Origin of the sequence: Longispora sp. NPDC051575 (assembly GCF_040681875.1) — a bacterium.
GTDB lineage: Bacteria > Actinomycetota > Actinomycetes > Mycobacteriales > Micromonosporaceae > Longispora.
The window spans coordinates 164,506-184,478 of the sequence record NZ_JBFAZP010000010.1 but is presented as its reverse complement, the minus strand read 5'-3'; the positions used below and the strand labels follow the sequence as shown (position 1 = coordinate 184,478).

General features: G+C 70.6%; 19 protein-coding genes. 7 read left to right on the top strand and 12 right to left on the bottom strand.

Annotated elements, in window-relative coordinates; all coding sequences use genetic code 11:
- Positions 1–207: 207 nt before the first annotated feature.
- From rsmG to AB0M43_RS29925, 5 genes are all read left to right on the top strand, one after another.
- Positions 208–876 carry a 16S rRNA (guanine(527)-N(7))-methyltransferase RsmG gene (gene rsmG, locus AB0M43_RS29945; protein ID WP_363729311.1) on the top strand — a complete coding sequence of 223 codons (669 nt, stop codon included), beginning with the start codon at positions 208–210 and terminating at the stop codon, positions 874–876.
- 426 nt (positions 877–1,302) lie between these two features.
- On the top strand, positions 1,303–2,283 hold the full coding sequence (locus tag AB0M43_RS29940) for a ParA family protein (protein ID WP_363729129.1): 981 nt from the start codon (positions 1,303–1,305) through the stop codon (positions 2,281–2,283).
- Complete coding sequence (locus tag AB0M43_RS29935) at positions 2,280–3,362, top strand: ParB/RepB/Spo0J family partition protein (protein WP_363729128.1); 1,083 nt, start codon at positions 2,280–2,282, stop codon at positions 3,360–3,362. Before AB0M43_RS29940 ends, AB0M43_RS29935 begins: the two co-directional genes overlap by 4 nt.
- 1,022 nt (positions 3,363–4,384) lie before the next feature.
- Positions 4,385–4,990 carry a hypothetical protein gene (locus AB0M43_RS29930; protein WP_363729127.1) on the top strand — a complete coding sequence of 202 codons (606 nt, stop codon included), beginning with the start codon at positions 4,385–4,387 and terminating at the stop codon, positions 4,988–4,990.
- An 869-nt stretch (positions 4,991–5,859) separates the two neighbouring features.
- Entirely contained in the window at positions 5,860–6,255 is a 396-nt protein-coding gene (locus AB0M43_RS29925) for a YrdB family protein (RefSeq protein WP_363729126.1), read from the top strand.
- Positions 6,256–6,442: 187 nt separating this feature from the next.
- Here AB0M43_RS29925 and AB0M43_RS29920 read toward each other — a convergent pair whose 3' ends face one another.
- From AB0M43_RS29920 to AB0M43_RS29905, 4 genes are all read right to left on the bottom strand, one after another.
- Positions 6,443–7,645, bottom strand: coding sequence for a hypothetical protein (locus AB0M43_RS29920; RefSeq protein ID WP_363729125.1), 1,203 nt, complete (start codon positions 7,643–7,645; stop codon positions 6,443–6,445).
- Positions 7,642–8,151, bottom strand: a complete 510-nt coding sequence (locus AB0M43_RS29915; RefSeq protein WP_363729124.1) for a SigE family RNA polymerase sigma factor — start codon at positions 8,149–8,151, stop codon at positions 7,642–7,644. The genes AB0M43_RS29920 and AB0M43_RS29915 overlap by 4 nt, the downstream gene beginning before the upstream one ends.
- Positions 8,152–8,469: 318 nt before the next feature.
- Positions 8,470–9,420, bottom strand: coding sequence for a D-alanine--D-alanine ligase (locus AB0M43_RS29910; RefSeq protein WP_363729123.1), 951 nt, complete (start codon positions 9,418–9,420; stop codon positions 8,470–8,472).
- Between the two features lie 2 nt (positions 9,421–9,422).
- Positions 9,423–10,679, bottom strand: coding sequence for a PLP-dependent aminotransferase family protein (locus tag AB0M43_RS29905; protein WP_363729122.1), 1,257 nt, complete (start codon positions 10,677–10,679; stop codon positions 9,423–9,425).
- A 214-nt stretch (positions 10,680–10,893) separates the two neighbouring features.
- Between AB0M43_RS29905 and AB0M43_RS29900 the strand changes: the two genes are divergently transcribed.
- Entirely contained in the window at positions 10,894–11,541 is a 648-nt protein-coding gene (locus tag AB0M43_RS29900) for a GNAT family N-acetyltransferase (RefSeq protein WP_363729310.1), read from the top strand.
- 59 nt (positions 11,542–11,600) lie between these two features.
- Here AB0M43_RS29900 and AB0M43_RS29895 read toward each other — a convergent pair whose 3' ends face one another.
- The 8 genes from AB0M43_RS29895 to AB0M43_RS29860 form a co-directional block, all read right to left on the bottom strand.
- Positions 11,601–11,894, bottom strand: a complete 294-nt coding sequence (locus AB0M43_RS29895) for a DUF3817 domain-containing protein (protein WP_363729121.1) — start codon at positions 11,892–11,894, stop codon at positions 11,601–11,603.
- A 62-nt stretch (positions 11,895–11,956) separates the two neighbouring features.
- Entirely contained in the window at positions 11,957–12,661 is a 705-nt protein-coding gene (locus tag AB0M43_RS29890) for a peroxide stress protein YaaA (protein ID WP_363729120.1), read from the bottom strand.
- Complete coding sequence (locus AB0M43_RS29885; protein WP_363729119.1) at positions 12,658–13,785, bottom strand: N-acetylmuramoyl-L-alanine amidase; 1,128 nt, start codon at positions 13,783–13,785, stop codon at positions 12,658–12,660. Before AB0M43_RS29885 ends, AB0M43_RS29890 begins: the two co-directional genes overlap by 4 nt.
- Before the next feature lie 189 nt (positions 13,786–13,974).
- Positions 13,975–14,289, bottom strand: a complete 315-nt coding sequence (gene trxA, locus AB0M43_RS29880) for a thioredoxin (protein ID WP_363729118.1) — start codon at positions 14,287–14,289, stop codon at positions 13,975–13,977.
- Between the two features lie 6 nt (positions 14,290–14,295).
- On the bottom strand, positions 14,296–15,225 hold the full coding sequence (gene trxB / locus AB0M43_RS29875; protein ID WP_363729117.1) for a thioredoxin-disulfide reductase: 930 nt from the start codon (positions 15,223–15,225) through the stop codon (positions 14,296–14,298).
- Positions 15,226–15,286: 61 nt separating this feature from the next.
- Positions 15,287–16,153: a hypothetical protein gene (locus AB0M43_RS29870; RefSeq protein ID WP_363729116.1), complete on the bottom strand. Its 867-nt coding sequence runs from the start codon at positions 16,151–16,153 to the stop codon at positions 15,287–15,289.
- Complete coding sequence (gene sigM / locus AB0M43_RS29865) at positions 16,150–16,698, bottom strand: RNA polymerase sigma factor SigM (RefSeq protein ID WP_363729115.1); 549 nt, start codon at positions 16,696–16,698, stop codon at positions 16,150–16,152. The genes AB0M43_RS29870 and sigM overlap by 4 nt, the downstream gene beginning before the upstream one ends.
- A 35-nt stretch (positions 16,699–16,733) precedes the next feature.
- The gene (locus tag AB0M43_RS29860; RefSeq protein ID WP_363729114.1) at positions 16,734–18,266 is read right to left on the bottom strand and encodes a protein kinase; all 1,533 of its coding nucleotides are present in this window, start codon (positions 18,264–18,266) and stop codon (positions 16,734–16,736) included.
- Positions 18,267–18,413: 147 nt separating this feature from the next.
- Here AB0M43_RS29860 and AB0M43_RS29855 point away from each other — a divergent pair, with 147 nt between their 5' ends.
- Entirely contained in the window at positions 18,414–19,952 is a 1,539-nt protein-coding gene (locus AB0M43_RS29855) for a helicase HerA-like domain-containing protein (RefSeq protein WP_363729113.1), read from the top strand.
- Positions 19,953–19,973: the final 21 nt, after the last annotated feature.

Here is a 19,973-nt window from a genome sequence, read left to right as displayed (position 1 = left end):
GGGGCCGCCCCGGGTTCCGGGTCACTGTCCGGCACTGAGGCACTGTCCGGCTCTGGGCAGTCGTCCGGTGCCGGGGCCGTTCCGGGTTCGTCGTCGGGCCGGGAGGCTTCGGCCGGCTCCGTGCCGGCCACCGGCGCTCCGTCGGCGGGCGACCCGGGTTCGGCGACCACCTCGCCGCGACCGGAATCCGACCCGGCGGGCGACCCCGTGCCCGGCCCGCCGCCGGCCGCCGCGCGCAAGGTGTTCGGCGACCAGCTCGACGCCGCGATCGCGTACGCGGAACTGCTCGCGACCGAGGGCGTCGTCCGGGGGCTGATCGGGCCCCGGGAGGCGCCGAGGATCTGGGACCGGCACCTGCTCAACTGTGCCGTCGTGGCCGAGCTGATCCCGTTAGGCGCGTCTGTCGTGGATGTCGGTTCTGGGGCTGGATTGCCCGGTATCGTCCTAGCTGTGGCCCGACCGGATCTGCAGGTGACCCTGGTGGAGCCGCTCGCGCGTCGTACCGCGTTCCTGGACGAGGTCGTCGACCAGCTGGACCTGACCGGGGTCACGGTGGTCCGGGGCCGCGCCGAGGAGCTGGTGGGTCGCCTGGCACCCGCCGACATCGTCACCGCCCGCGCGGTCGCGCCGCTCGACCGGCTCGCCGGTTGGTGCCTGCCGCTCGCGGCGGTCGGTGGCCGGATGCTGGCGATGAAGGGTTCGACGGCGGCCGAGGAGATCGCGGAGCACCGTAATGTGATGCTCCGGCTCGGCGGCGGACAGGCACGGGTACTGAGTTGTGGCGCCGGACTGATCGACCCCGAGACGACCGTGGTCGAGGTGGTCCGGGAGCGCGTGATCTCGCAGGGAGGAAGCCGGCGCAGCCGAGGCCGGTAGCTACGCATAGGGGGGCTGATGGCGGGGGGCCGGAAGCGAGTCAGTGCGTTGGGGTGGCTGCGCAGTGCGGTCACGGGCAGGCTGAGCCAGTCGATCGAGAACGCGACGACTGATGACGTTCAGGTGCGTACGGGGCGGATGACGCGAGGCGTGGCGAGGCCTGAGGTGTCGGTTCCACGACCCCAGGTGCCCGGGGTGTTCGGGCCGCGCCCCGACCCCGACAAAGTACCCATATTGGAGCTCGTTTCTTCGGTTGAGACGGATTCCGCCGAGGGCGCTGATGACGACAGGGGCTCCACCCCCGTAGGCTTGCCGGGCGCCCCCCGATCGGGCGGAGACGCAGTGCCGGCACCGGTCGGCGCGGACTCCCCCGGACACGCCGGAGATTCGGAGTCGACGGCGGCTCAGGGTGCCGAATCCAGCGGAGTGGACACGGTGCAGGACGACAGCTACGGCGATGTTTCACGTGAAACGAGCGACATCCCACACCCTCGGCTCGGTGATGTTTCACGTGAAACGCGTGCCGCCGACATAGATGAAGATCTTCCGCTCGCCCAGGAGGCGAAGCGGGCCGTCCAGGTACTCAACCCTGGTGGTGGGGCTCAACTCCCCCGCCCGACCCGGCGGCGCATCATGGCTGTCGCGAACCAGAAGGGCGGGGTGGGTAAGACCACCACCACGGTGAACATCGCCGTGTCACTCGCCCTGCACGGCAACCGGGTGCTGGTCATCGACCTGGACCCGCAGGGCAACGCGTCCACCGGGCTCGGCGTCGACCACCACGCCGGCGTGCCGAGCATCTACGAGTCGCTGATCGACAACGTGCCGTTGCACGAGGTGGTCGCGCGGGTCGAGGGCATCCCGAACCTGGTCTGCGCCCCCGCGACGATCGACCTGGCCGGCGCGGAGATCGAGCTGGTCAGCGTCGTCGCCCGGGAGTCGCGGCTGAAGCGGGCCATCGAGGCGTACCCGGAAGAGTTGGACTATGTCCTGATCGACTGCCCGCCGTCGCTCGGCCTGCTCACGGTCAACGCGCTCGTGGCGGCCGAGGAGGTCATGATCCCGATCCAGTGTGAGTACTACGCGCTGGAGGGCCTCGGCCAGCTCATCCGCAACATCGACTTGGTCCAGGCGCACCTGAACCCGAAGATCGAGGTCTCCACCATCCTGCTGACCATGTACGACCGCCGCACCCGGCTGGCCGACCAGGTCGAGCAGGAGGTCCGCAGCTACTTCACCGACAAGGTGCTCCAGGCTGTCATCCCCCGGAATGTCCGGGTTTCGGAGGCTCCCAGCTATGGTCAGTCGGTGATGACGTACGACCCGGGCTCCCGCGGAGCCACCAGCTACTTCGAAGCGGCGCAGGAGATCGCGCAGCGCGGCGCGAAACTCGGAGGCGGCGCATGAAGACCAACCGACGGGGCGGTCTCGGCCGTGGACTCGGCGCGCTGATCCCGTCGGGGCCCGCAGCCCCGGAGGTCGCTCCGGAGGCCCCAGCGGCTCCCGTGGCCCCGGTGGCGTCGGTGCCGGCTCAGGCTGTGCCGGCGTCGGTTCCGGTGGCTGAGGCGGCTTCTCCGGCCCCGGCTCCGGCCGTTGAGGCCCCGGCCCCGGTCATTGACTCGGATTCGGTGCCGGCCTCGCGTGTCGAGGCGCCGGTCGGGGACGACCTCGCGCCCGTGCCCGGTGCCCGCTTCCGCGAGCTGCCGATCGACTCGATCGTGCCCAACACCAAGCAGCCCCGGCAGGTCTTCGACGAGGACGCGCTCGAGGAACTGAAGGCGTCCATCCGCGAGGTCGGGTTCCTGCAGCCGATCGTGGTGCGGGAGACGGCCCCGGGTAAGTACGAGCTGATCATGGGTGAGCGCCGGTGGCGGTCGGCCCAGGCGATCGGGCTCACCGCGATCCCGGCCATCATCCGGGAGACCGCCGACGACGCGATGCTCCGCGACGCGCTCCTGGAGAACATCCACCGGGCGAACCTGAACCCGCTGGAAGAGGGCGCCGCCTACCAGCAGCTGCTGGAGGAGTTCGGGGCCACGCACGAGGAGCTATCCCGGCGGATCGGCCGCAGCCGGCCCCAGATCACCAACACCATCCGGCTCCTGAACCTGCCGGCCGGGGTGCAGCGCCGGGTCGCGGCCGGGGTGCTCTCTGCCGGGCACGCCCGGGCCCTGCTGTCCCTGGACAGTGCCGAGGCCCAGGAGGCGCTCGCGCTCCGGATCGTGGCCGAGGGGCTGTCGGTGCGGGTGACCGAGGAGCTGGTGTCGCTCGGCGCGCCGGAGACCCGGAAGGCTCCCGCGGCGCGGCGGCCCAAGGCGCACGCGCCCGCGTTGGGCGAGTTGGCGGAGAAGCTGTGCGACCGGTTCGACACCAAGGTGCGGGTGGACCTGGGCAAGCGCAAGGGCAAGATCACGATCGAGTTCGCGACCGTGGATGATCTGGAGCGGATCGTCGGAGTGATCGGGCTGGACCGCCCGGAAGAATAGAAAACATTCTTTGGGTACTGAGCCCCGGGCGCCTTCTGGTGTCCGGGGCTTTTCCATGCCGGTGCCGGTGCCGGTGTGGGGCTTGCTTTCGGCACGGCACCGCTGGGCATGGATCGGCTGGGCACCGCTTGGCTCGACTTGGCACCGCTTCGATCGGCTCGGCTCGGCTCGGTTCGGCACTTCGGCTCGGTTCGGAGCGGGCCGGAGTGAAGCGGTTGTGGGCAGATCCGCAGGGCTGGTCGAGTTCCCTGGGGAGTGGGCCAGTCATCGTCGAGTCAGCCTGGGGACGCCGCAAGGCCGCTCGCCGCCCGCTGCCCGGCTCCCGCCGCCCTGGCACCCGCCGCCCTGGCACCCGCCTCCCCCTCCCCCTCCCGCCGCCTGGTGCCCGACGCCCGGCGCCGGGCACCAGGCGGCGGGTCGTTAGCGAGTAGGACCGGGGCGGGTGGCTGGGTCGCTTTCGAGTTGGTCGGGAAGTCGCTGGGTTGCCGCCGAGGTGTTGCCGGCGTGGTTCCGGGTTGGGCTTCGGTTGGGCCCGAGTGTCGCTGCTCGGGTTCCGGGACGCCCTCGGGTTGGCTCGGCGACAGGGTCGGCGCCGGCTGGTTCGTGTCGGCTGTGGTGCGTTGTCGGTCTCGGGTGAGGGAGCCGGCGGTTCGTCGCCGGTTCTTTCTCTGGGTGCGTCGGCGTGGTTCCGGGTCGTTGCCGGTCCGACTTCGGGGCGTCCTCGGGTCGAGCTCGCGTCGCTTCGGGTCGATTCGGATCGTCATCGGTCTGGGTCCGGCACTCCCCTGGTTCGGGTCCGGTGGATCGGCGGGACGATCGCACTCCGAAATTCGCGAGAATCCCCTGTGGAATCGACAGATATCGCTGAATCGTTGAGCGTCCACAGAGATATGACAATTACTATCAAACTAGGGCCTATTTTTGCCCTATCCCCTAACCCTCGGGACTGACGTCACGGTGACGATACTGTTCGTCGCACCTGCGGTGTGTCCATCCTGGCGCGACTCGGATAGGGTCCGATTGTGGCCGACGACACCCCAGCTGTGCCCCACGACAGAGAACTTCCGGACTTCGTTTCCTGGCCGACGTTTCCCTTCGAGGGCGAGTTCAAGATTCGCGCCCTCGATCCACCGGTCGAGCTTGAGCCCGATCGGGAAGGCGAGGATCCCAGCACCTGCACCGCATGCAAACGTACCGACGAGGACTACATCTGGGTCGACGAGCGCTGGCGACTCCGGGCGCTCGGGCCGACCGGCCTGCCCATGGTGCTGATGCTCGAAACCCGGTCGCACCTCGACCTCGGCGATCTGCCCAACCTCCTGGCCACCGAGATGGGCGTCCTCACCGTCCGCCTCGAACGGGCCATCCGCTGCCTCGACGGGGTCGCCCGCGTACACGTGAACCGGTGGGGCGACGGCTCCGCGCACCTGCACCTCTGGTTCCTGGCCCGTCCGTACGGGCAACTCCAACTGCGGGGGACGTTCCTCTCGCTCTGGGATGACGTACTTCCTCCGGTCGCGGAACGGCCGTGGTTGGAGAACCTGGCGTTCGTCGCGGCGTACCTTGCCGAGCATGGCGGGCGGGCCGTGATGGCGCCGCCGCCGATTGACTGGGGTGCCTCGGAGTAGAGGTCCGCTGTTGAGTGTCCTGTTTGAAGGAGCCATGTTTCACGTGAAACATGGCTCCTTTCTTTGCCCGGACGGAAGCCACGATCGGCAGTGACCCACAGCCTCCGGAGCCAGCCGATCCCCGGCGTGGATGGCAACGGGACGCCAGGAGCCACGCGATCCCGCCGCCAGTCAGCCCGGCGTCAACTGGCACGGGCCGCTGTCGTGACTGGGTGAACTGCGGCCACCCGGGACTTGCCCACGCAACCCCCGATGAACATGCTCACTTTGGAGCCGGGAGCCGGGAGCCGGGAGCCGGGAGCCGGGAGCCGGGAGCCGGGAGCCGGGAGCCGGGAGCCGGGAGCCGGGAGGGCGATCAGCCCCAGTCGGGTGCCCTCGGAAGGATGGACCGTCGTTGTTTCACGTGAAACATCGACCTCGCGGGGCGCGTGTTTCACGTGAAACATCGGTGCCCCGACTCCACGCGTGGCGTGCTCCCGGAGACCGGAGACCGGAGACCGGAGACCGGAGTGAAGTGTCTGCCTTGCGCGCTGGGCCAGATGGAGCGGCGACGGTCCGGCTGCGCGGCATCTGTTAGGTCGGTGCCCGGCGCGGGGTGCCCCGAGTGGCCCACCACTTTTGAGTCGGACTCCCCCACGCTGCGGGCGAGGACGAACCCTGTTTCACGTGAAACATCGCGCCGGGGTGGCGGGTCGAGCTATCCGCGCCTAGCTATTCGAACTGGGCCACCCGAGCGAGTGTCCGAGTCGGGGCTGGCCCCCGGTGCCGTCCATGTTTCACGTGAAACACCGACCTCGATCGCGTGAGCGCGGGCGGCTTCGGGATTCCAGGTGATCCGGTGGGCGGGTACGTCGGCTACTGTCCGGCGGATGGTCAACTCTTCGGCTGGTGGCGCGTCGACTCCCGCGTGGAACCTGGCGCTCCGGCTGTGCCTGGAACTCGCCGCCCTCGTCGGGTTCGGTTGGGCGGGCTGGCACCTCGCTGACGGCACTCTCGCCCTGGTGCTCGCGATCGTCGGGCCACTGGTCGGGGCGACGTTGTGGGGCGTGTTCGCGGTACCCGGGGATCCGAGTCGGAGTGGGAACGCACCGGTGTCGGTACCCGGAATCGTGCGGCTCTTGATTGAACTGCTCGTCCTGTTCGGCGGCTCGATGGCCTTCGTGCTCGCGGGCGCGCCGCTGGTCGGCTGGGTCCTCGTCGCGCTGAACGTTCTGCACATGGCCTTCGCGATCCCCCGCCTGCGCTGGCTGGTGCGCCAGTGCTAGTCCCGAGACTCCGCGAGGAGCCTGCGGAATCGTCGGCCGCAGGGGCGTCGGCGCACCAGGGCCCGGCGGTTCCTCCGGGAAAGGTCGACCGTGCTGAACCGCCGGCCCGACCAGAAGGCCGGACCGGCGGTGCACACGGGAGGAGTTGTCTGGACTGGTCGGCCCGGCAGCTGCCCGGGCGGTACCACTAGCTGGCCGTGACGTTGAACTTCGCTTCTGAGCTACTTCCCGGCCGCGCCCCTTCCGAGTCCTCCCCGTCGCGCGCCCTCCCGACGACATAGGTCTCGGCCCCCGCCGGATCCACATTCGCGCTGCCGGTGCTGAATCCGTAGGTGAAGGTCCGGGTCTCCCCCGGCTGGAGCTTGCCGATGACGCACTCCGCGCCGACCCGGTACTCCCCGCTGGGGATGGGTGTGCACGTGTCCCAGCCCGGCCCGGTTCGGAGCACGAAGCCCGGGGCCCAGATGGCCAGCTTGGTGCCCCAGGCCGGCCCTGCCCCGTCGTTGTGCACGGTGACCTTCAGGGTGCCGGTCCGCTGTCCGCCGGTCAGGGGTCCGAACTGGAGGTCGGTGGTCGTGATGATCAGCTGGGAGAAATTCGGGTTCTTGGCGAAGCTGGTCGGGCCGGCGTGCTGGGCGAACTTCTGGCCGTCCCAGCGGTAGGTCCGGAACTGGTGCTGGGAGTACTGCGCCGAGTGCTGGTCCAGGAGGCCGGTGAAGTCTCCGACCTCGGCCTGGATGTCGCCCTCGTCGGTGACCTTCACGTCGAAGATCGTGGCGAGTTCGGACGTCGTCCGGTGCGGCGCCGGGCCGACGATCCGCCCGATGGTGCGCACCCCGCCGGACGGGCCGGCCTCGAACGCGACGAGCTGTGACAGGGGGTTCTGCCCGGTGCGGCACAGGATCACCGCGACGGTGTCCAGCTTGCCGTCGTGGTTGACGTCGCCGGTGACGACCTTGCCCAGGGCGATGTGCCGGGTGGGGCCGCTGGTCGCGCCGGGGGCCACCCCGTCGGTCAGGGTCTTCGTGCCCTGGCAGGGCGCGGAGTTGTCGCCCGGCCAGGCCGGGATGTCCAGGGTGGAGTTCGCGAGGTCGATCGCGGTGCCGGTCGGGCCGGGGCTCGTCGACAGGGCGGCGGCCGGCGTGGGGGTGGGCGTCGGCAGCGTTGCCGCCGGGCTCGGGCTGTCGGCGGGGGTGACCGCCCGGAGGGTCGGGGTCAGGGCCAGCGCGGAGCCGGCGATCACGCCGACGATGGTCAGGGCGACGCTGCCGGCGAGGGCGCTCCGCTGCCAGGCGAGCTTGCGGGAGGTGGCGAGTACCCGGCTGTGCAGGTCGACCGGGGTGACGTCTTCGGCGAGGGCGGTGAGGCGGGCGTGCAGGTCGTCGTTCATCGGACGTCTCCGTTGGCGAGGGCGAGCTCGGGGGCGACCGTCCGGAGCCGGGCGAGGGCCTTGGCGGTCTGTGACTTGACGGTGCCGAGGGCGACGCCGAGGAGTTCGGCGGTCTCGGCCTCGGTGTGGTCCTCGAAGAAGCGCAGGACGAGGACGGCACGCTGCTTGTCCGTGAGCTTGAGCAGCGCCTGCTGGAGGGTGATCTTGAGTGTCGTGGCCGTGGTGGTGTCGACCCCGCCCCGGTCGGGCAGGTCGCCGGGCATCGACTCGGCGACCCGGCGCTTGCGCCACCAGCTGACCTGGAGGTGGTACATGACCTTGCGGGTGTACGCCTCGGCGTTGCCCACCTCGTGCAGCCGCTTCCAGGACCGGTGGGTCCGGGCCAGGGCGCTCTGGACGAGGTCCTCGGCGAGGTGCTGATCGCCGGTGAGCAGGTACGCCGAGCGGAGGAGTGCCGGGGTTCGTGTTCGCACGAAACTGTCGAACTCGTCGGCGATGGATGGCACGTGGTCGCTCCGGGGAGAGGGGTTCAGCGTCGGACACTGGGCTAGACGTCGCCCTCGGATCAAAGGGTTGCCGCGTCCGGCAGAGTAGATCTTGCCGCTCCCACCCGGGAGCAGCAGCGCCCGCCGCCACCCCACCCGCGCCAGATCACCCGCCCGAGCCCGGCCCCGGCCGCGATCCCAGCCACCCGCCCGAGCCGGGCCCCGGCCCCGGCCCCGGCCGCGCCCTCGGCCACCCACCCGACCCCGAGCTCGCCCCCTCGGACACGAAGGAGCCCGGTCCCTCCCCAGAGGAACCGGGCTCAGTACCACCCAGTGGACTCAGGACTTACGGTCGATCGCCACCTGGACGAGCTTCCCCAGCACCTCGCCGAAGTCCAACCCCGCCGCCTCGATGGCCATCGGCACCAGCGACGTCTCGGTCAGCCCCGGGGACACGTTCGCCTCCAGGATGTGCGCGTCGCCGCCCGCGTCGACGATCAGGTCCACCCGGGACAGGTCCCGCAACCCGAGCGCCTTGTACGTCGCGACGGCGATCTCGGCCACCTTCGCGGTGACCTCCTCGGACAGTCGGGCCGGCGCGTGCCAGGTGGTGACGCCGGCGGTGTAGCGGGCCGTGTAGTCGTACACCCCGTTGGCGGGGACGATCTCGACGGCGGGGAGGGCGACGGGGCCGTCCCCGAGGTCGAGGACGGTGACCGCGATGTCGGTACCGGTGACGAAGCGTTCGATGAGGGCGGTGCCGCCGTACGCGAAGCAGCCGACCATCGCGGCGGGCAGTTCGGAAGCCTCCCGGACGACGTGCGCGCCGAGGCCCGACCCGCCCTGGGTGGGCTTGACCATCAGGGGCAGCCCGAGCCGTTCGATGATCTCGGTCATGAGCGCCCCGGCCCCGAGTTCGGAGAAGGTCTCCTGGGGGAGGGTGATCCAGTCCGGGGTGGGCAGGTGGTTGTCCCGGAGGACCGCCTTGGCCGTGGGCTTGTCCCAGGCGAGCCGGGCGGCGCGGGCGTCGGGGCCGACGTAGGGCACGCCGGTCAGTTCGAGGACGCCGCGGAGTGCGCCGTCCTCCCCTGTCGCGCCGTGCAGGGAGATGAGCACCGCGTCGGGCGGGGTGCTGGTGAGGAGCGGCAGCAGGGTGACGTCGGCGTCGCGCTGTTCGGCGTCGAGGCCGGCGAGACGGAGAGCGTCGAGGACCCGGCGACCGGAGCGCAGCGAGACGTCGCGCTCGTAGGACAGTCCTCCGGCGAGGACGAGAACGTGGGCGAAGCTCATGGTCATGACGCTACTCCGAAGGTCGCGCGCAGGGCCTGCTCTTCCTCGATGGTGGTGGCCAGTCGGCGGACTCCTTCGCGGATCCGCTCGGGGGGCGGGAAGCAGTACGACAGGCGGAGGTTCTGGCGGCCGGTGCCGTCGGCGTAGAACCCGGTGCCGGGCACGTACGCGACGCGGTTGTTGATGGCCCGGGGCACCATCGCCTTGGAGTCCAACCCTTCCGGCAGGGTCAGCCAGACGTAGAAGCCGCCGGCGGGCTTGGTCCACTGGGTGCCGGCGGGCATGAAGTCGTCGAGGGCGGACAGGACGGCGTCGCGGCGTTCCGCGTACACCCCCTGGAATTTCTTGAGTTGTTCCTGCCACGGCATGGTCGTGAAGTAGGTGGTGACCGCCGACTGGGACAGCATGCTGGGGCAGAGGATCTGCGCCTCGGAGGCCATGACGAGCTTGTCGCGGACGGCGTGCGGGGCGAGGATCCAGCCGACCCGGACCCCGGAGGCGAAGGTCTTGGAGAAGGTGCCGAGGTAGATGATGCCCTCGCGGACCCGGGACCGCAGCGCCGGCAGCGGCTCGGTGTCGAAGCCGAGCAGGCCGTAGGGGTTGTCCTCCAGGATGAGCAGCCCGGCGCGCGCGCAGATCTCGATGATCTCGTCGCGGCGCTCGTTGGGCAGGGTGACGCCGCCGGGGTTGTGGTAGGTCGGCACGGTGTAGAGGAACTTGACCCGCCGCCCGGCCTTGGCCATGTCCTCCAGGGCCGCGGAAAGGGCGGCAGGGATCAGACCAAGATCATCCATGGGTACGTGCACCACGTCCGCCTGGGCCGCCTGGAACACCCCGAGCGCTCCGACGTACGACGGGCCTTCGGCGAGTACGACGTCGCCCGGGTCGAGGAACACCCGGGCGACGAGGTCGAGGGCCTGCTGGGCTCCCGTGGTGACCACGACGTCGTCGGGCGACGCTCCGCACCGCGCGTCGATGCCCTCGAGCGCCATGATCTCGCAGATGACCTCGCGCAGCGCGGGGTCACCCTGGCCGATGCAGTACTGGAGGGCGGAGGCGCCGTTGCGGGCGATCAGCTCGCCGAGCATCTCCCCCACGGCGTCGAGCGGGAGTGCGGAGACGAATGGCGATCCGCCGGCGAGGCTGACCACCTCCGGCCGACTTGCGACTGCGAAGAGAGCCCGGATCTCGGAGGCGGTCATGCCTTTGACCCGCTGGGCGTACCTATCGGTGTAGTCGTCAAGCGTCGTGCCGGTCACTGAGGGTCCTCCGAACCGTTCGCGCAGGAGGGCACCACGGCTGGGGCGACGGTGACCCAGCGCGGGGCGCACGGATCGTCTGATTCTACCGGGCCGAAACGTGTCAACTCTCGGCTGTTCGGAGGAGAGGCACCTTAGACTTGTACCCCTGGGCATTACGCTAGGTTCGCTGACCTGTGCAGATGTGGGCCCGTCGAGGTTTTTGGGGGTGCACGTGTCGCGCCGTCTGGTCAGTTTGACCTTGGACACGCTCGAGGAGCTGCCGAGGAAATGTCGTTCTTGTGTGCACTGGGAGCTGGACCCGATCGCGGGTGAACGCTCGTGCGCGAACGGCACCGCCGACCTGGCGAAGGAGTCCTGGGTCTCGCAGACCCTGCTGGAGTGGGGCTCGTGCGGCAAGCTCGCGTACGTGGACGGCCTGCCCGCCGGCTACGTGATGTACGCGCCCCCGGCGTACGTCCCGCGTTCGACGGCCTTCCCGACGAGTCCGGTCTCCCCCGACGCCGTGCTGCTGACGACCGCGCACGTGGTGCCGTCGTTCGCGGGCGCCGGTCTGGGGCGGATGCTGGTGCAGGGTGTGGCCCGGGAGCTGACGAAGCGGGGCGTGAAGGCGATCGAGGCGTTCGGGGACGCGAAGTGGGAGCAGCCGGAGTGCGTCGCGCCGGTGGACTTCTTCCTGTCCGTCGGGTTCAAGACTGTTCGTCCGCATCCGAGGTACCCGAGGCTGCGGCTGGAGCTGCGCACCGCGCTGGGCTGGAAGAGCGACGTGGAGTACGCGCTGGAGAAGCTGCTGGGCACGATGAGCCCGGAGCAGGCGCTGCGGCCGTCCCAGTTCAGGTCCGAGGCGGCACCGCGCCGCTGAGGCCCTTCAGGCGGGCGGCCCCGGCGTCACGGGCCGGGACCCCGCCCGAGTCGTGGGCGTCAGTCGGAGACGAGGTCCCGACGCCCCACCCTGCGCTCGAACCACAACGTGGCCAACGGCGGAATCGCCGCGAACAGCCCCAGCAGCACCGTCTTCGAGTCCCACCGGTAGTTCCGCGCACACAGCAGCACGGACACCCCGTACAGCACGAACAGCGCGCCGTGGATCGGCCCGAACACCTTCACGCCGATCTCGTTGTGGACGACGACGTACTTGAAGAACATCCCGACGAGCAGCCCGATCCACGAGCAGGCCTCGGCGAGTGCGGCGAACCGGAAGAGTCTCAGGGGCATGACAAAACCCTAGATCCCTTGACGGGTACGACCGGAGCCCGCCCGCCGACCGGTGCGGTAGGTCACGCGTGCACGATCTCCACAGTGGAACGCCCGGTGGCCGTCGCGGACAGCCCCGCGGCCAGGGCCACGTCGACCAGTTCGTCCACGCTCTCGACGGGCTGACCGGCCAGCGCGCGGGCCAGTAGCCCCTTGGTGGCCTTGTTGAAGTGCGAGACGACCTTGCCCTCGGCGGTGACCACCCGGACCGCCACGGCCCCGGGCAGGGGCGCCAGGGCCCCGTACGCGCCCGAACGCAGGTCGATCACCAATCCGTCCAGCCCCCGGAGCACCGGGCCGAGCACGGGCTTCCACAGGGCCGGTAGGCCGCCGACGCCGGGGAGCCGCGAGCCGCCCGACAACCGGTACGCCGGGATGGCGTCCTCCGGGCCCAGCAGCCCGAACAGCGCCGAGCCGATCCGCAGCCGGGCCCGCGCCGCCGGGGCGAGGGTGCCCGCGTCGAGGGCGTCGAACAGCACGCCCGTGTAGCGGTCGAGGGCGGCCAGGGTGGCGGCCTCGCGCAGTACCCCGTTGTGCTTGAGTTCCTGGTCCTGCTTCTCGCTCAGGCCCAGGGCGGCGCGGCCCTCCTCCGGGGACAGTCCGGTCAGGACGGTCACGAGGCGCTGGCGGACGGCGTTCAGCTCCGGGAACGACAGGGCGGTGAGGGCGAGCGGCTCCCCCGTACCCGTCGGATTCTTGGTTTCGCTGGGTGGCAGCAGGACGATCATCGACCGGCCAGCATCGCCCGCAGGCTGGACACGTCGAACGTCCCGGTCGGCACGTCGGTCTCGACGGAGAAGAACATCCGCTGCACCGCGGCGAGCAGCGCGTCGACCACGGTGTCCCGGAACGCCGGATCCGCGAGCCGGGCCCGGTCGGTCGGCGAGGTCAGGTAGCCCACCTCGACCCGCACGGCGGGCATCCGGCTGCGGCGCAGCAGCTCCCAGGTCTTCGCGTGCACCCGGCAGTCGATCATCCCGGTCCGCACCACGATCTCGCGCTGCACGAGCCCGGCGAACCGCTCCCCCGCCGTCGAGGTCACGGCGTTGTCGCCGCCGTAGTGGTACGTCGCCACGCCGCCGGCCAGCGGATTGTGGTGCCCGTCGGAGTGCAGGGAGATCAGCAGGTCGCCGCCGAGGTCGTTGGCCAGGGCGGCCCGCTCGGCGTCGCTGAAGCCGTTGTCGGGGCCCCGGGTCAGGTGCACGGCCACCCCGGCGGCCGCGAGCCGGCCCTCCAGGCGGCTGGCCAGGTCGAACATCAGCTCCGACTCGGTGTACCCGCCGCCGGCCACGCCCGGGTCCGCGCCGCCGTGCCCCGGGTCGATGATGATCCGCTTACCGGCGAGCACCGGGCCGGAGTGGAACAGGTTCGCCGACTCGCGGAGGAACTGCGGCCGGCCGCCGACGACCTTGCGGCCCAGCCTCCGGAGCGCGGCCATCGTCGAGGGCCCGAACGAGCCGTCCGGCACCAGGCCGACCTCGCGCTGGAACTGGGCCAGGGCGCGGGCCGTCGCCGGGCCGAAGATGCCGTCGGGGCGGGACGGGTCGTAGCCCATCTCCAGCAGCCGCTCCTGCAACTGGCGCACGTCGTCGCCGACCAGCGGGTCGGGCAGGGTCTGGTAGAGCAGGCGGTCGCCGAGCTGCCAGCGGGCCGCGACCAGCGCGCGCCACGTCTCGTCGCCCACCGCGCCGTCGGCACTCAGGCCCCGGGACTGCTGGAAGGTCCTGACGGCCAGCTCGGTGGCGGCGTCGAACTCCTCGCCGTCGGGGGTGTCGAGCACCCCGAGCTTGTGCAGCGTCGCACGGATCTCCACGACGGCCGGGCCGGTGGCTCCTCGCCGGAATGAGCGCACGCGTTCTCCTCCTGTCGCGGTGTCCGCAGCCTAGTTCGACCGCTGTCACGAGGCTAGCGGCTGTTGATCCAGACAAAATACGCAGCCCACCCACGTCCCACTGTCTGTACCCGCCTGCTGTGGTCCTATACACACAATTCTGGCGGGGAACCCCCGGAGTTCGAGGTTCCCCGCCAGAAAGTGCGAAAACTAGATCGCTTCCTCGATGAACGTCTTGATCTTGCTCTTCGGGTGCGCGCCGATCATCGACTGCACCGGCTTGCCACCCTTGAAGATGGTCAGCGTCGGCAGCGACATGACCTTGTAGTCGCGCATCACGCCCGGGTTGGCGTCACCGTCGACCTTGACGATCGTGAGCTTGTCACCGAACTCCTCGGACAGCTCGGCCAGAACGGGGCTGACCTTCTTGCAGGGCGCGCACCACTCCGCCCAGAAGTCCACCAGCACCGGCGTCTCGGACTCCAGGACATCGGCGACGAAACTCGCGTCGGTCACAGCCTTCATGTGTATCTACTCTCCTGTCACGTGTGCGAGGAACCGCTCGGCGTCGAGCGCGGCGGCGCAACCGGTGCCCGCGGCGGTGATGGCCTGGCGGTACGTGTGGTCCACCAGGTCACCTGCCGCGAAGACCCCGGTGAGATTGGTACGGGTACTCGGGGCGTCGACCTTCACGTAGCCCTCGTCGTCCAGGTCCACCTGGCCGACGAACAGCTCGTTGCGCGGGTCGTGGCCGATCGCGACGAACAGGCCCGTGACGTCGAGCTTGCGCTCCTCGCCGGTGACCGTGTCGCTCAGCACGACGCCGCTGACCTTGTCCTCGCCGAGGATCTCGGTGACGACGCTGTTCCACTCGACCTTGATCTTCGGGTTCGAAAGCGCTCGCTCGACCATGACCTTGCTGGCCCGGAACTCGTTGCGGCGGTGCACGATCGTCACGGTGTCGGCGAACTTCGTCAGGAAGGTCGCCTCCTCCATCGCGGTGTCGCCGCCGCCCACGACCACGATGTGCTGGCCCCGGAAGAAGAAGCCGTCACAGGTGGCACAGCTCGACACGCCGTGGCCGAGGAGCCGGTCCTCGCCCTCGACGCCCAGGTGCCGCCACGCCGAACCGGTCGCCAGGATCACGGCGTGCGCCTGGTACTCGGTGTCGCCGATCCAGACCTTCTTGATGTCGCCCGACAGGTCGACCCGGGTCGCGTCGTCCGTCACGAACTCCGCGCCGAACCGCTCGGCCTGCTTGCGCATGTCCTCCATGAGCTCCGGGCCCATGATGCCCTCGGGGAAGCCCGGGAAGTTCTCCACCTCGGTCGTCGTCATCAGCGCACCGCCGGACTGCGCGCCCTCGATGACCAGCGGGCTCAGGCTGGCGCGGCTCGCGTACACGGCGGCGGTGTAGCCGGCCGGGCCGGAACCGACGATGATCAGCTTGCGTACGTCCACGGAAAGTCTCCTCGATCGGCGTCCAGTCGGCGCAACGCCATCGTACGGAGGGGGATTCCCGCTAACGGGACGGTGTCGGGTAGATCTCGTCCGCGCCGCTGGTCCCGCAGTTCGGGCCGACGATGACCGTCACCGCGTTTCCGCCGTCGAGAGTGATCACCAGGGCGGGGGAGCCCTCGTACCGGGCGTAGTCCGCGCGGGTCGGCCGGCCGCCGTGCAGGTCCTTCACCGCCTTCATGCACGCGTCGAACAGGGGCCGCTGGCGCAGCGGGTCGAGCTTCCTCGGCGGGTGCTGCGCGGTGGCCTGGGCGTCGGCCCCCGGGACCAGGAAGCCCTTGACCTGGGCCGCACTGTAGTTGCGGCCGCTGGCCAGGGTCTCCACGCCGGTGTCGGGCGGGCCGTAGTTGGACTGCGTGGCCTCCGGGGAGGCGGCGACCGGGGCGGGGCCCGACGGCTGGCCCGAGCCCGCCGCGCGCTGCTCGGCCTTCGGCGCGTCGGCGGCCTTGTCGGTGGTCGCGTTGTAGGTGGTGGGGCCCGTGGCGTTGAGGAGGATGCCCACCCCGCCGAGGGCGAGCGCGGCCACGGCGAACGCGCCGCCGGCCAGGGTCCACCGGGAGCGCCTGCGGGCCGCCGGAGGGATGACGGGGGCGGACGTGCCCTCGTCGGTCCACGCGGTGCCGGCCCAGGACGGGCCCAGCTCGCGCGCCAACGCCGTGGAGATCCGGGCGGCCACGTCCGCGGGCAGCGCCACCGGCTCGGCGGCGAAAGCGGACAGATCTGACCTGACGGCCACATCGGCGACGAGAAGCTCCTCGTACGCGGCGCGCCAGGCGGGGTCCGAGGCGATCCGGGCCGCGACGACCTGCTCCTCCGGGGTGCCCTCCAGGGCGCCGCCGAGGTAGTCGGCCAGTGCGTCGTACATGTTCATGAGACGTCATCCAGGAGCGATGGGTTCCGCAGATGGCCGAGAAGCACAGCCAGCCGGGCGCGACCCCGGGCACACCGGCTCTTGATCGTGCCCTCGGCGACGCCCAGGATCCGGGCGGCCTCGGCCACGGGGTAGCCCTGGACCTCGACCAGGACCAGGGCGGCCCGCTGGTCGGGGGGCAGTTCGGCCAGCGCGTCACGGACCAGCATCGGCGTGTCGCGGTCGGTGTCCGTGGCCGGCTCGTCGGGGCCCGACTCGGGCAGCGGGACCGTGGGGCGGGCCTGGCGGCGGCGGACCCGGTCCAGGCAGGCGTTGACGACGATCCGGTGCAGCCAGGTGGTGACGGCGGACTCGCCCCGGAACCGGGCGGCGCTCCGGTGCGCCGACAGCAGGGCGTCCTGGAGCGCGTCGGCGGCCTCCTCGCGGTCGCCGAGGGTACGCAGCGCGACAGCCCACAGCCGGCTCTGGTGCCGGCGGATCAGCTCCTCGAAAGCGCCCCGGTCACCGGCGGCGTGGGCGCTCAGAAGCTCCGCATCGTCCCGCACGGCGTCACACTACCGATCCACACGGCATCCCGGGGTCACTGGACCCGGACCGTGACCTCCTGAATTCCGACCTGATACCTGCCCTCGCTGACGGGCGGGAGCTTGGTGATCCACACCAGGAGGTACTGCACGCCGTCCTTGCCGGTGAACAGCTTCCGGTTGCTGATGTTGTCGACCGGACCCTCCACCGTCGTGTACGACGAGAGGATCTTGCCGTCGCCCTGGCTGTTGTTGCCCGGGTCCTCGGTGCCCGCCTTGAGCTCGACGGTCGCGCCCGGCCGGTCGAACTGCACCTCGACGGAGCTGACGTTGTACGACTTCCCCAGGTTGATCAGCAGCCCCATCCCGGGCTTGATCCGGCCGAACTCGGGGTGGTCCCAGTACTGCTGGGTCTGCCAGCCCGTGTCCAGCTTCCCGTCGAGCGCCCGGTCCGCCCCGGTCAGCTCGTCGTCGCGGTCACCGGCCGGCGCGACGATCCGCACCTGGCCGGCGGTGAGCACCAACGGGCTCGGCGCCGTACTCGGCCCGGGGCGGGGCGACGACGTACCCGGCGCGGTCTGGTCCGTGGCCTTGTCACCCGACGGCCAGGTGACCGCGACCAGGGAGGCGGTGAGGGCCACGATCACGAACCCGGCGACGGCCAGCGCCCACCGGATCCGCATCCGGCGCGTGTGCATCGCGGCGGGCGTCGCCCGGGGCAGCCGGACGGGGGTGTCGGGGCCGAGCAGCGAGTCCAGCGGGGCCGGGCCGAACCGGCTCAGGTCGGCGGCCACCTCGGCGGCGGTCGGCGACTCGCCCTCCGGGTGCAGGAGCAGCATGCAGAGCTCGTCGAGGTCCGCCGGCACGCCGGCCCGGATCTGGCGCGGGGAGGCGATCTTGCCGCCGTCGACCCGCAGCGCGTTCGGGAGGGCCTTGGAGCCCTCGATCTCGTGCGGCCAGTGGCCGGTCAGCGCCGAGTAGAGCACGGCGCCGATCGCGCGGACGTCCGCCTCCTGGGAGGTGGCGTCGGTGACCCGGGCGTCGGCGAGCACCACGCGGCCCTCGTCGCCGATCAGCACGGTGCCCGGGTGCACGTTGCCGTGCGCCACGCCGGTCTCGTGCACGGCGGCGCAGGCGTCGGCGATGGCGTGCGTGACCAGGGCGGCCCGGCGGGGCTCCAGGGGGGATTCCAGCAGGATCTGGCGGAGGGACTGGCCCTCGACCCACTCGCGGACCACGTACGCCCGGTCGCCCTCGTCGACCGCGTCGTAGACGCCGGCCAGGTTGGGGTGCACGACCCGGCTCGCCGTCACGGCGGCCTGGAGCATCTCCAGGGCGGCGTCGCCACCCGGGTGCCGGAGCACCATCGCGACGGGGCGGCGGAGGATGACGTCGGTGCCGCGCCAGACCTGACGGCCGGCGGGATCGTCGTTGATGTGCTCCTCGAGGCGGTAGCGGTCGGCCAGCACCTCGCCGACCTCGCTGTGCTCCTTCGGAACGGGCTGAGACTCGGTCGTCTCTGGATCCACCGTGAGCGCACCCGTGCTGTCGCTGGACGAGCTCTCGTGACCCTCGTCGACCTTGGTCACCCCGTGCTCCTTCCGCTTTTGGCCGTAGGGACAGCCTAGGCGTACGCCCCCAAGAGACCTTACCCGTGTCGTGCACTGTTCCTGGAGATCACCGTCTATGTGGCCTAACGCTCATGACATTGCGGACAAAGAACTACGATTTATGCCATGACTTCGGAGTTGGTGGACAAGGTCACGGCCGGATACACGTTCAATTCGCCCACCCTCGACCTTGGCGCGCTCGTGGTGGACGGAGTCGGGGTGCCGACAGCGCAGGTCCGGATCCCGTTGGCCGTCCTGAACAGGCACGGGCTGGTGGCCGGCGCGACCGGTACCGGTAAGACGAAGACCTTGCAGGTCATGGCCGAACAGCTGTCCACGGCCGGGGTGCCGGTGTTCCTCGCCGACATCAAGGGCGACGTCTCCGGCATGGCCGTGCCGGGCGAGTCGAACGAGAAACTCGTCGCGCGCGCCACCGAGATCGGCCAGACCTGGCAGCCGACCGCGTTCCCGTGCGAGTTCTACGCGCTCGGCGGCAAGGGCACCGGGATCCCGGTCCGGGCGACCATCACCTCGTTCGGGCCGACCCTGTTGTCGAAGGTGCTCGGGCTGACCGACGTACAGGAATCCTCGCTGAATTTGATCTTCCACTTCGCGGACAAGAACGGCCTGCCGCTGCTCGACCTCAAGGACCTGCGCGCCGTCATCCAGCACCTGACCAGCGAGGAGGGCGCCGACGCGCTCAAGGACCTCGGCGGGCTGTCCAAGCAGACGGCCGGCGTCCTGCTCCGCGAGCTGATCGGCTTCGCGGACAAGGGTGCCGACCAGTTCTTCGGCGAGCCCGAGTTCCTGACCACCGACCTGCTCCGGACCGCGCCCGACGGCCGGGGCCTCGTCTCGATCATGGAACTGCCCGGGGTGGTCGCCCAGCCCGCGCTGTTCTCGACCTTCCTGATGTGGCTGCTCGCGGACCTGTTCAACGACCTGCCCGAGGTCGGCGACCTGGACAAGCCCAAGCTGGTGTTCTTCTTCGACGAGGCGCACCTGCTGTTCAAGGACGCGTCCAAGGCGTTCCAGGAGTCGATCACGCAGACCGTGCGGCTGATCCGGTCCAAGGGCGTCGGCATCTTCTTCGTCACCCAGACCCCGAAGGACGTGCCCGGGGACGTGCTGGCGCAGCTCGGCAACCGGGTGCAGCACGCGCTGCGGGCGTACACGCCGGAGGACGCCAAGGCGCTCAAGGCGACCGTGTCGACGTACCCGCACTCCGACTACGACCTGGCCCAGGTGCTCACGTCGCTCGGGACCGGCGAGGCCATCGTGACCGTGCTGTCCGACAAGGGCGCGCCGACCCCCGTGGCGTGGACGAAGCTCCGGGCGCCCCAGTCGCTGATGGCCCCCGCGCCGGCCGAGGTGCTGGAGGCGGCCGTGAAGGCCTCCCCGCTGTACCCAAAATATGCGGAAATGGTGGATCGGGAGTCCGCGTACGAGATCCTGATGGCGAAGGTGGCCGCCGCGCCCGCACCCGAGGCCCCCGCGCCGGCCGCGCCCGCGCCGAAGCAGGCCCGCGCCCCGAAGGAGGAGCCCGGCATGGTCCAGCAGGTGATGGAGTCCAGCGCCGTGAAGAGTTTCCTGCGCTCGGCGGCCACCACGATCGGCAGGGAGATCACCCGATCCATTTTTGGTACGGCACGCAAACGGCGCTGACTCGTTGGAGGGGATATGAAC